Origin of the sequence: Hyphomonas sp. UBA3601, from assembly GCF_002375605.1 — a bacterium.
In the GTDB taxonomy this organism is placed as follows: domain Bacteria; phylum Pseudomonadota; class Alphaproteobacteria; order Caulobacterales; family Hyphomonadaceae; genus Hyphomonas.
Window position 1 is genome coordinate 20,310 of the sequence record NZ_DFME01000090.1, and the last position, 9,884, is coordinate 30,193.

Sequence of the window (9,884 nt, forward strand, 5' to 3'; positions counted from 1 at the left end):
AGCCGAGGATCCCAGAAGCTGTGGCAGAAGCATCGCCTGCGCCTTTTGAAAGAAGCCCAACGCTTGAAACTGCCGTCCCTGTCGCGCGAGTGGAGCCGCCTTGATCCATACTGGATGCGCGCGGTCCTTCCGGCGCTTCTGGTCCTGATGGGCGTTTTTGCGGGTACGGATGCGAGCGCGCGCCTGCATCGCGCCCTGTTTCCAGATTATGGCGCCCTGGTTGGTGCAGACGGCATGGTGGTCGAAGCGTGGATCACGCCCCCTGAACACACGGGCCGCGCACCCATTTTCCTCACTCCGGAATTGCAAAATGTCCGCGTGCCGGAGGGCTCGGAAGTCACCTTGCGCACCGAAGCGCATAGCGCGCCGAAATTGGTTCTGAAGGGCGAAGCGACACGTAAGCAAAAATTCGAACCGACCCCCGATGGCGCCTTTGAAGCCCGCGCCCGGATCATGGAAGACACGCGCCTGTCGGTAAACTGGTGGGGCGAGCGCGCAAGCTGGCGCCTACTGACCTCGCCTGATGAGGCCCCTGAGGCCCGCTTCGTGAAAGCGCCTGAAATGGGCCGGCAAGACCGGACCGAAATTTCCTGGTCGGTTTCTGATGACTATGGCGTCTCGGCCCTGGAATTGCGGATCACTCTGCAAACCCCAAATCCAGCCGCGCCAGATGACGCAGACCATGTCGCCGTGCCGTTATCTGGTGCGGCGCCGACATCGGCCGAGGACATAACCCAACTGGACCTGACCCGTCATCGCTGGGCTGGTATGCCGGTGACGCTGCGCCTGGTCGCCACAGATGGGGCGGGACAGACCGGCCTGAGCGAACCGGTCGACTTCAAGCTGCCGGAAAAACTGTTTCTCGATCCAATCGCGCGCGTTGCTCAGGAAGTGCGTCTGACTGTGCTGCGCGAACCTCGCGACTATGCAGAGCTGGCAAAGAATGAAGACGCATTGCGCCAGGATGCACTGAATGTCACGGCGTCAAACCGCCTCGGGACCGCGCCGCCTGATATCCAGAAGGCCGCCCTGATGCTCGATGCCATGACCTATAAAGGCGAGCGTTACATTCGCGATCAGGGCGTGTACCTCACTTTCCGGACAGCCAAGGGTATTCTGGATGCAGCGGCCACGAAGGATGAGGCCGAACAGGTTGATCCCCTGCTCTGGGCACTAGCTCTGCGCGCGGAGTATGGCAGCGCCGCAGATGCCCTGAGACGGCTGGAAGCGGCGCGGCGTGCACTGGAGCAGGCCTTGCGGGACGGGGCCTCTGAAGACGAGATCAAGCAGCGGATGGAAGCCTTCCGTGATGCGGCCAATGAATACCTCGCTGCCAAGATGGCCGAGGCTATCGCGAATGGCGGCGAGCAGCCGCAAATGCAGATGGATCAGGAAGCGATGTCCGGTGGGCCCGATCTCGGCGGGCAGGATTTCGAAGACATGCTGAATGCGCTGCAGGACCTCACGGAGACCGGCGCAACGGATCAGGCCCGGCAGCTGCTTTCCGACATCACGAACATGCTGCAGAATCTCGAATTCCAGCAGGGTCAGTCCGGCTCGGGTGGCATGCCGGGCATGCCCGGTCAGCAAGCCGATGGCGAACAGGAAGACCTGCCGCCCGAAGAACAGGAACTGACCGATGCCATGCGGCGTCTGTCGGAAATCCTGCGGGAACAGCGCCAGCTGAATGATGACACGCTGGCCCAGGAACGTGGCGAGCGTCCCGGCCAGTCTGGACAGGAACAGGGCGGCCAACAGCCAGGCCAGCAGTCCGGGCAACAGTCTGGCACGCAGCAGGGACAGGATTCCGGTCAACCCGGTGGCGGAGAAGCCGGTAGCGGTCAGACTGAAGCCCCGCAAGGCGGCGGCGAGGAGAACGGCGAACGCCCCGGTAGCGGCGGCGGCGAATTTGCCGAAGGCAATGAGGGCGAAGGTACAGGGCCGGGACAATCGGAGTCACTTGCCGAGCGACAAGCCCGGCTGGGACGGCTGGTTGAGGAGTTCGCCCGCGAACAGGGTCTGGGCGCCGGAATCGAGGGCGAGAACGCCCTGGAAGGCCGGGTCGATCCGGACGCGTTGGAAGATATTCGGCGCGCCCAGAGACAGGCTGAAGATGCGCTTGAGCGTGGCAATGAGCGCAGGGCGGCACGTAATCAGGAAATGGCAACAAATGCCTTGTCTGAAATTTCGCGTGACCTTGCCGAACGGCTCGACACGCTGGAGCGAGAACGCAACGGACAGGACGCCCAGCAAAGCGACCCATTTGGGCGCCCATCGGGCGGGCCGGGAAACAGCGGTGAAGAGGTCAATATTCCGGACGCCACCGAACGCCAGCGCGCCAAGGACATCCTGGAAGAATTGCGCCAACGCTACAATGAATCCGATGATGAGGAAGAGCGCGAATACCTTCGCCGCCTGCTCGACCGGTTCTGACCTTGCCCTCCCGTCCATTCCCTGCCTTGATGCGGGCGAGGACGGGAGAACATGATGGCTGAACGCTGGACCTACACACATGGCCTGAAGGATCTGGGAAACGGGCTCTATGCCTGGCTGCAGCCGGATGGCGGATGGGGTTGGTCCAATGCTGGCCTGATCCGGGACGGTGACCAGTCTCTGCTCGTGGACACGCTGTTCGACATGCCGCTTACCCGCACCATGCTGGGTGCGATGCAGGATGCGACCGGTCTTGCGGCAGAGGACATTGGTGTCATCGTCAATACGCACGCAAATGGCGATCATTGCCATGGGAATGGCTGCTGTCCGCAGGCGGAGATAATTACGTCAGAGGCCAGCGCCAGGGAAATGATCGAAGTCCCGCCTGCCATGCTTGCCCAGTTCAAAAAGCTCGGCGGACAGCTCGGGCCTGCCGGCAGCTATTTTGCCGACATCTTTGCGCCGTTCGATTTCGATAGTGTGGAAGAGCGCGCGCCGACTCAGACATTTACAGGCCAAATGGACTTGAAAGTCGGTGACAAGGCGATTGAGTTGATTGAAGTCGGCCCGGCTCATACAGCTGGCGATGTGCTGGTGCATGTGCCGGATGACAAGACGGTCTTCACCGGCGACATCCTGTTCATTGAAGGCACTCCACTGATGTGGGCTGGCCCGGTCTCCAACTGGATCGGCGCTTGCAACCGAATTTGCGAGATGGATGTCGATGTTATCGTTCCTGGGCATGGTCCGGTGACGGACAAGGCGGGTGTGCGACGCGTTGCCGAATATCTGAAATTCGTCGACACAGAAGCGCGCAAGCGATTTGAAGCTGGTCTAAGTGCGCGCGACGCTGCGCTGGATATTGCCCTCGGGGACTATTCAAGCTGGGGCGACGCCGAACGCATCGCCGTCAATGTCGATACGCTCTACCGGGAGTATCGCGGGGACGGCGTGGTTACACCCGTGATCGAATTGTTCGGCCTGATGGCTGAAGTGCAAGAGACACAGCGCGCCTAGCGGTTGGCGCCCGGCACCCATTTCACATCATCTGCGCCATTATTGTTTGCGACACGGCCTGCGACGAAAATCCAGTCTGACAAGCGATTGATATAGGCAAGCGCCTCAGGGCTGACGATTTCGTCTTCCATCGCAAATACTTCCGCCACTTCCCGCTCGGCCCTGCGGCACAGCGTCCGCGCGACATGGAAGTGCGCGGCGAGATCACTGCCGCCCGGCAGGATGAAGCTGTCCAATGGGGCGAGATGCTCGTTCATCGCGTCGATTTCGGTTTCAAGCCGTTGCACCTGACTTTCAATGATGCGCAACGGAGTCCATTCCAGCGGCTTGCCCCGCTCTGGCGTGGCAAGGTCGGCGCCGAGATCAAAGAGGTCATTCTGGATACGGCGGATGGCGGCAAGCATATCACCCTCGGCCTTGAGCGCGGCCACACCGAGGGCGGCATTGGTCTCGTCCACCGTGCCATAGGCCACAACACGCGGGTGCCATTTATCAACAGGCTCACCCGTCGAAAGGCGTGTCTTTCCCTTGTCTCCGGAGCGCGTGTATATCTTGTCGAGCTTGACCATGTTGCTGCCCTCAGAATCCTATCTTGATGGCACCAACCACCATGCCTAGACCGACGAGCAGCGCGATCACGATAGCCTGTACCAGAACCCGCAGGCGCATAAGCTTGTTGGAACGGCTTGCCTGATTGTCATCGGTCCGCGCCAGATTGGCGATGCCGAGCCCCAGCACGATTACCAGCGCCGCAAGCGCGATGTAGAAGCCTGTCATCAGAATGGTTTGCATGAGGCAGCCTTTCAATCAGCATGAAGGTGAGAGCATAGAGCGCGACAGACGGTTTGCCACGCGCAAAGCGTCGCGGGGATCAGCTGCCGCTTTCCATGCGTTCCGCCAGAGACGTAATCCGGCTTGCCGCCTTGACCAGGGCTTCGGCGGCCCTGGCTTCGCTGGTGGCGCTGCCGGGCGCTGAGCGGCGCGCTGAATCCAGTTCGTCCAGCAAGGCCAGCGCCGTGATCAGCAGAAGGCGCTCATCGCCAATATCACCCACCGCGCCTGCGATCTGGGTAACTCGCGCGTCGAGTTGTTTCGACAGGGCCTCGATACGGCTTTCCTGTCCGGGCGCGCAGGCAATGGAATAGGACCGGCCGCGCAACTGGATATCCGCTTTAGCCATCCTGCTGCCCTTCCCGGCCGATCGCCGCGCGGACTTCTTCAATGGCTGAGCCAAGTGCTTCGCTCGCCTCGTCGGCAAGCGCCTGCAATTGCTGCTCACGCGCCAGCGACGCATCAAGCTGCTGGGCAAGGTCAGAACGGTCAGAAACGAGAGCGGCAAGCTCAGCTTTGATCACGTCCGGATTGCCGGCGCGGGCCATCAGACTGTCGAGCGCGCCTTCCAGTCGTGACAACGCCTCGTCGAGCTGGCGGATGGCAGGATCGATTTCACTCATATACACAATGAAGTAACGGTATTATCCCAATCCGCCAAGCGACTTGACGCAACGGCCTTAGTCTGGCCTACGACTTCCGCAAACCAAAGGAGACCAGCAGAATGGCTGTCACGAACCGCGACATGGCTAATGCCGTCCGCGCCCTATCCATGGACGCCGTCGAGGCGGCCAAATCAGGTCATGTTGGCCTGCCGCTCGGCATGGCAGATGCTGCAACCGTACTGTTCCGGAAATTCCTGAAATTTGACCCTACCCAGCCTGACTGGCCGGACCGAGACCGGTTCATTCTGTCGGCGGGCCACGGCTCGATGTTGATCTATTCGCTGTTGCACCTCACTGGGTACAAATCTGTCAGCCGGGACGACATCCGCAATTTCCGTCAGCTGGGCGCCAATACGCCGGGCCACCCGGAAAACTTCGTCACCAAAGGCGTTGAGACGACCACAGGCCCGCTTGGCCAGGGCATCGCCACCGCCGTCGGCATGGCGATGGCAGAGCGCCATCTGAATGCGCGCTTCGGCGACGACCTCGTTGACCACAAGACGTATGTGATTGTTGGCGATGGCTGCCTGATGGAAGGCGTCAGCCAGGAAGCGATCACGCTCGCGGGCCACATGAAGCTCGACCGCCTGATCGTCCTCTGGGACGACAATTCGGTCACCATCGACGGCAACATCGATGTCGCAGATTCCACCGACCAGTGCGCACGGCTTGAAGCCTCCGGCTGGATCACCCGCAAAGTGGACGGCCATGACGAGAAAGACGTCGAGGCGGCCCTGAAATGGGCCCAGAAACAGAAGCAGCCTGTTTTCCTCGCGATCAAGACCATCATCGGGTATGGCGCGCCGAAGCTGGCCGGTACCGGCAAGGCTCATGGCGGTCCTTACGGCCCCGACGAGATCGCCGGTATCCGTAAGAACATCGGCTGGCCTCACGCGCCATTCGAAATTCCAGACGCCATCGAAAAAGCCTGGAAGAAAGTCGGCGAGCGTGGCGTTGAGGCTCGCAAGGCCTGGAAAGAGCGTCAGATGGCCTCCCCGCACAAGGGTGAGTTCAATGCGGCCATGGCCGGTCGCCTGCCGAAAAATCTCTCAAAGGCGATCATCAAACACAAGAAGGCTGTGGTTGAAGGCGGCGAGAAGAAAGCCACCCGTCAATGGAGCGGCGCGGCACTGGAAGTCATCACCAATCTCGTGCCCGAAACGGTTGGTGGTTCAGCTGACCTGACGGGGTCCAATAATACTCGAACCTCTTCAACCACGGCAATGACACCGTCTGACTGGGCCGGTCGTTATGTACATTATGGTGTTCGCGAACATGGCATGGCTGCGGCGATGAACGGTATGGCGTTGCATGGCGGCATCATCCCCTACTCCGGCACATTCCTGGTCTTTGCAGACTATAGCCGCGCCGCAATCCGACTTGGCGCCCTGATGGGCGCTCGCGTGGTACATGTCATGACCCATGATTCCATTGGTCTTGGCGAAGACGGCCCGACCCACCAGCCGGTTGAGCAAGTCGCCTCGCTCCGCGCTATGCCGAATATGCGGGTCTTTCGCCCTGCAGATGGCGTTGAAACGGCCGAGTGTTGGGAAGTGGCGCTCAGCAATGCCGAAGGCCCCGCCACGATGGCACTGACCCGCCAAGGACTGGCCCCGTCGCGCAAGGAGCATACGGACGAAAACCTCAGCGCACTCGGTGGCTATGTGATCTCTCCATCAGGTGTGAAGTCGCGCGAAGCTGCCGTGTTGATCGCGACCGGTTCGGAAGTGGAGATCGCCCTTCAGGCCCAGGCCGACCTTGTCAAAGAGAAGATCCATGTCCGCGTTGTGTCGATGTCATGCATGGAATTGTTTGCCGAGCAGGACGAGAAATACCAGCGCGACACACTCGGGGGTGACCTGCCAAAAGTGGCTGTTGAAGCCGGCGTGCGCTTTGGCTGGGACCGCTGGCTTGGACCTAAAGGTGCCTTTGTCGGCATGGACGGTTTTGGAGCGAGCGCGCCTTACCAGAAACTGTATGAACACTTCGGCATCACCGCAGACAAGGTGGCCGAGGCAGTAAAGAATCTGATCTAACTGGTCTTGAATAGGTCCATCTGGCGAGGATCAATGTAGCGTTTACGGCGTGGTTTGGTCCGGCCAGACCGGAAATAGAGATCATCGGTATGATCTTCCACCGGCGGCTGTTCAGCCGCCGGTTTTTTCTTGGGTGCCTTCGGCAAAGGCATGATCCCCGCCTGATCGACCAGCTTCCACCAGGTCACAGCCAGGACAGGGTTGCCCTCATTGTCTTCGTATTTTTGGAGATGCCCGTGTGGGCCATTTTCACCTGCATGCGATGACAAGTAGGCCTCGGCCTCTTCTTCGGTGACATCTATCCAATCGGTCGCGAGCGAGTCGATCTCGTGCTCTGGCACCAAGGCTTCGGCCTCTGCGCGTGTACGCGCCACTTTCACGCCCGGCTTCAGGGCGTCTTCTACACGTGTCGCAATGGGAAAGGCATGACTCATGAGGGTCAGGTAAGCAAGCCCGGTGCCGCCGTCCAGCCAGTATCTGCCGACTGGGTCAATCGCATGGCCGCCAGACGTGCCAGTCGCAGGGTGACGGCCTTGCGCCGAGCTGCCGACAATTTGTCTTCTGGCGCCGCCCGAACTACCGCCCCGCCAAATGCGTCGGCCACGATCAAGCCGGTTTCATCCGGGATCAGATCGTGCGGAAAATCGTTGGCGACCGCGAAATAGAGTTGGTCGCAATAAGGCAAATATTCCGGCCATTTAGAATCCGCGCGGAAATCGGCAATTGAGGATTTCACCTCTACGATCCATATCTCACCGGACAGGCCAATCACCGCGATGTCCGCTCGGCGATTGTTGGCTAGGCTCATTTCCGTCACGCCAAAAAAGCCGAGCCCGCCGAGCAAGCGCCGGGTTCCTCGGACGATTTCGCCCGCCCGCGTGTTCGGAACACCAAGATCTGCCAGATCCGTCATGAGTCCTTCAATTTTGTTCGCCCAATGTTCCGAAAACCGTAAGGTCGATGCCACCTACAGGTCAAGCCCACGCTGCGTCGGTGATCGCGCTCTCCATAAAGTGATTAAAATCGGGAACGAATCTGATCCAGCGCGCGCTCTTGCCCGTAGAGACTGTGTTAGTTTGGCAACAAGCCACCTCGCAGAAGGAGATGACCCGTCATGGCAAACGCCTATAGCTCCAATGGCCCGGCGGATCGATCATACGTCAAGAAGGCCATGAAGACCCCCATGCTGGAAGCCGAGCATGAACTGGAACTGGCCCGGCGCTGGCGCGAGGAAGAAGATGAACGCGCACTTCATGAGTTAACTCGCGCCTATCTCCGCCTTGTCATCGCAATGGCCTCGAAATTCCGCCATTACGGCCTTCCCATGCCGGACCTCGTCTCCGAAGGGAATGTCGGCCTGATGATGGCCGCGGCCCGCTTTGAGCCCGATCGCAAGGTGCGCTTCTCAACCTATGCGAGCTGGTGGATTCGTTCTTCCATTCAGGATTTTGTGCTTCGCAACTGGTCTATCGTACGAACAGGTACGACCTCTTCACAGAAATCTCTTTTCTTCAATTTGCGTCGCCTGCGCGCCCGAATCGATGATACTGGCGACGGTGTGATGACCAAGGAAAACCGGACCTGGATCGCCGAACATCTCGGCGTGCCGGAACGGGATGTCGAAAACATGGCGGCGCGCCTATCTGCGTCTGACCGATCCCTGAACGCACCCATGGCCGTTGATGGCGACGGTGAATGGCAAGACTTGCTGCCTGATGCCGCGCCCATTCCGGAGCAACAGGTGATGGAATCGCGCGACTCGACACGCCGGAAGGAGTGGATCGCCAATGCGCTGAAAGCACTTAACCCCCGTGAGACGCACATCATCATGCAGCGACGCCTGTGCGAAGACTCCGTCACGCTGGAAACGCTAGGCCACGAACTTGGAATCTCCAAAGAACGTGTACGGCAGATCGAACATCAGGCACTTGGCAAACTGCGTCGCGCGCTCGAACGTATTGTGGGAGACCCGGACGAATCCGGCCTGCTGCCCGGCACCTAATTGGTTGGAGCTTCCACCAATTCAAAATTGAGCGGGTGGGATATTTCCATCTCGTCCCCTCGCACATAGCCGCGCGCCAATACACCCAGCCCCAGCGCCTCCTGACACAAAGATGCCGCGGCCGTCTGGATCTGCAGCCGGAGTGCCGAGTTCTGCAGCGACAAGTCACAGACTGCACCAAACCCTTCAGCTCCCCGCATACCGGATACCTGTCCGCGCACGAGCTGGAAGCCTTCATAGGCCTTCGGTAAATCGCTGGCATAGGGAATGCGGTATTCCACAGCACGCCACAGGCCGATCTCCTCGCGACGCGCATCACGCTCAAACTTCAGCAAGGGCGCATTTGCCGCCGCAGTGTCCGGGTAAACACGCACGCGGGCCCCGCCCCTCTTCACCATCTCGGCGTTAAGCCAGAGCGTCGGCCCAAGCGCGTCAACAATCTGGGCATGGGCCACAGTGCCCGGTCGTAGCGGTCACGCGTCAGGCCTCCATAGTGGAGCTGGACGTCCCGGCCGAGCACTATGTCTTCCATCATGCGCTTGGACTCGGTAGGATAAGGTTGCGGCGCGTGATCCCGGTAACCTCCCGAAGGCGCCTCGATCCCGACTAGCCGCACGCTTTGCCCGGTATCGAGTACGATCGTGTCACCATCAACAACGCGCACAACCCGGCCGCGCTCTCCCGGCTCCAGACTGTCCAGCGGACCCGGCGCACCGCACGCAACAAGGGTCATGCAGCCCATCTTCAATCGCGCCATACCAATCGCCCATCCTCAGCGTCGCAGCGCAGAACCGACAATTGGCGACTTCAATCCTTCCGGTTATTCCCGTATAGCCGACCCTACTCAAGCGGTCCCGTAGCTCAGCAGGATAGAGCAACAGATTCCTAATCTGTAGGTCG

At 60.2% G+C, this 9,884-nt stretch carries 12 protein-coding genes; 4 read left to right on the forward strand and 8 right to left on the reverse strand.

All coding sequences use genetic code 11. The annotated features are described in order from the left end of the window. Together B4F73_RS09220 and B4F73_RS09225 are read left to right on the forward strand one after the other, a co-directional pair. Positions 1-2,433, forward strand: a 2,433-nt coding sequence (locus tag B4F73_RS09220; protein ID WP_290483083.1) for a DUF4175 domain-containing protein, incomplete at its 5' end; no start/stop codon positions are given. A gap of 54 nt (positions 2,434-2,487) precedes the next feature. Continuing rightward, on the forward strand, positions 2,488-3,450 hold the full coding sequence (locus B4F73_RS09225; protein WP_290481401.1) for an MBL fold metallo-hydrolase: 963 nt from the start codon (positions 2,488-2,490) through the stop codon (positions 3,448-3,450). On the opposite strand, the gene B4F73_RS09230 is transcribed toward B4F73_RS09225, so the two are convergent. The 4 genes from B4F73_RS09230 to B4F73_RS09245 form a co-directional block, all read right to left on the reverse strand. Further along, positions 3,447-4,019 carry a cob(I)yrinic acid a,c-diamide adenosyltransferase gene (locus tag B4F73_RS09230; protein WP_206991574.1) on the reverse strand — a complete coding sequence of 191 codons (573 nt, stop codon included), beginning with the start codon at positions 4,017-4,019 and terminating at the stop codon, positions 3,447-3,449. The genes B4F73_RS09225 and B4F73_RS09230 overlap by 4 nt on opposite strands. Positions 4,020-4,029: 10 nt before the next feature. After that, positions 4,030-4,242 (reverse strand): twin transmembrane helix small protein, encoded by a 213-nt coding sequence (locus B4F73_RS09235; protein ID WP_034814710.1) that lies wholly within the window; start codon positions 4,240-4,242, stop codon positions 4,030-4,032. A gap of 79 nt (positions 4,243-4,321) precedes the next feature. Continuing rightward, positions 4,322-4,630, reverse strand: coding sequence for a cell division protein ZapA (locus B4F73_RS09240; protein WP_034814708.1), 309 nt, complete (start codon positions 4,628-4,630; stop codon positions 4,322-4,324). Next, positions 4,623-4,904, reverse strand: coding sequence for a DUF4164 family protein (locus tag B4F73_RS09245; RefSeq protein WP_034814705.1), 282 nt, complete (start codon positions 4,902-4,904; stop codon positions 4,623-4,625). Before B4F73_RS09245 ends, B4F73_RS09240 begins: the two co-directional genes overlap by 8 nt. A 101-nt stretch (positions 4,905-5,005) precedes the next feature. On the opposite strand from B4F73_RS09245, the gene tkt reads away from it, so the two are divergent. Next, complete coding sequence (tkt, locus tag B4F73_RS09250; protein ID WP_290483084.1) at positions 5,006-6,982, forward strand: transketolase; 1,977 nt, start codon at positions 5,006-5,008, stop codon at positions 6,980-6,982. Here the strand turns inward: tkt and B4F73_RS09255 are convergent. After that, positions 6,979-7,416 (reverse strand): hypothetical protein, encoded by a 438-nt coding sequence (locus tag B4F73_RS09255; RefSeq protein ID WP_290483085.1) that lies wholly within the window; start codon positions 7,414-7,416, stop codon positions 6,979-6,981. The genes tkt and B4F73_RS09255 overlap by 4 nt on opposite strands. 5 nt (positions 7,417-7,421) lie before the next feature. Continuing rightward, positions 7,422-7,895, reverse strand: coding sequence for an MmcB family DNA repair protein (locus B4F73_RS09260; RefSeq protein WP_290480167.1), 474 nt, complete (start codon positions 7,893-7,895; stop codon positions 7,422-7,424). Positions 7,896-8,096: 201 nt separating this feature from the next. Between B4F73_RS09260 and B4F73_RS09265 the strand changes: the two genes are divergently transcribed. Further along, positions 8,097-8,984 carry an RNA polymerase factor sigma-32 gene (locus tag B4F73_RS09265; RefSeq protein WP_290483086.1) on the forward strand — a complete coding sequence of 296 codons (888 nt, stop codon included), beginning with the start codon at positions 8,097-8,099 and terminating at the stop codon, positions 8,982-8,984. Here B4F73_RS09265 and B4F73_RS09270 read toward each other — a convergent pair. Beyond that, positions 8,981-9,358 (reverse strand): hypothetical protein, encoded by a 378-nt coding sequence (locus tag B4F73_RS09270; protein WP_290483087.1) that lies wholly within the window; start codon positions 9,356-9,358, stop codon positions 8,981-8,983. The two genes, B4F73_RS09265 and B4F73_RS09270, sit on opposite strands and share 4 nt — an antisense overlap. Before the next feature lie 17 nt (positions 9,359-9,375). Beyond that, entirely contained in the window at positions 9,376-9,741 is a 366-nt protein-coding gene (locus B4F73_RS09275; protein WP_290483088.1) for a thermonuclease family protein, read from the reverse strand. Between the last annotated feature and the right edge of the window lie 143 nt (positions 9,742-9,884).

Bases quoted from the DNA above. Each gene is read 5' to 3' on its own strand.
- B4F73_RS09245 (WP_034814705.1), bottom strand. From the start codon at position 4,904: ATGAGTGAAATCGATCCTGCCATCCGCCAGCTCGACGAGGCGTTGTCA.
- tkt (WP_290483084.1), top strand. From the start codon at position 5,006: ATGGCTGTCACGAACCGCGACATGGCTAATGCCGTCCGCGCCCTATCC.
- B4F73_RS09240 (WP_034814708.1), bottom strand. From the start codon at position 4,630: ATGGCTAAAGCGGATATCCAGTTGCGCGGCCGGTCCTATTCCATTGCC.
- B4F73_RS09260 (WP_290480167.1), bottom strand. From the start codon at position 7,895: ATGACGGATCTGGCAGATCTTGGTGTTCCGAACACGCGGGCGGGCGAA.
- B4F73_RS09255 (WP_290483085.1), bottom strand. From the start codon at position 7,416: ATGAGTCATGCCTTTCCCATTGCGACACGTGTAGAAGACGCCCTGAAG.
- B4F73_RS09225 (WP_290481401.1), top strand. From the start codon at position 2,488: ATGGCTGAACGCTGGACCTACACACATGGCCTGAAGGATCTGGGAAAC.
- B4F73_RS09230 (WP_206991574.1), bottom strand. From the start codon at position 4,019: ATGGTCAAGCTCGACAAGATATACACGCGCTCCGGAGACAAGGGAAAG.
- B4F73_RS09275 (WP_290483088.1), bottom strand. From the start codon at position 9,741: ATGGCGCGATTGAAGATGGGCTGCATGACCCTTGTTGCGTGCGGTGCG.
- B4F73_RS09265 (WP_290483086.1), top strand. From the start codon at position 8,097: ATGGCAAACGCCTATAGCTCCAATGGCCCGGCGGATCGATCATACGTC.
- B4F73_RS09235 (WP_034814710.1), bottom strand. From the start codon at position 4,242: ATGCAAACCATTCTGATGACAGGCTTCTACATCGCGCTTGCGGCGCTG.